The sequence below is a fragment of the Hydrocarboniphaga sp. FW305-C-57 genome (assembly GCF_058783045.1).
On record NZ_JBYSYG010000037.1, the window covers coordinates 1 to 512 of the forward strand.

General features: G+C 62.3%; 1 pseudogene. It reads left to right on the plus strand.

Annotated elements, in window-relative coordinates:
- Positions 1–63: 63 nt before the first annotated feature.
- A pseudogene (locus tag AC3WUM_RS25170) lies at positions 64–512 on the plus strand (transposase); the annotation flags it as partial.

Here is a 512-nt window from a genome sequence, read left to right on the forward strand (position 1 = left end):
TGACCCTGCCTCGGTTTGACGTACATCAGGACGTTGGTAATTTTCTGATGAACGGAGAACGAGATGGGCAAGAGATCGTCGGTGCCGAACCGGCAGTACACGGATGAGTTCAAGCTGGAGGCAGTGCGTCTGGCGGAGTCGGTCGGCGGCAACCAGGCAGCACAGCGGCTGGGGATTCCGGATTCGAGCCTGTGGAATTGGATCAGGCTCAGTCGCGCGGGGAAGCTGGCAGCCGGTGAATCTGGAGCGGCGCCGGTGAAGCAATCGGCGGCGGAACTGGAAGCCGAGAACGCGCGCCTGCGCCGGGAGCTGGCCAACACCAAGTTGGATCTGGAGATCGTAAAAAAAGCGGCGGCGTATTTCGCGAAGGAGTCGCGGTGAAGTACGCCTGGATCGATGCACATCGCGACCAATTCAGCGTGGTCCGGATGTGTCGCCAACTGGGTGTATCGCGCACCGGCTACTGCCAATGGCGAACGCGGCCGCCGAGTCCGCGCGCGCAGGCCAATGCG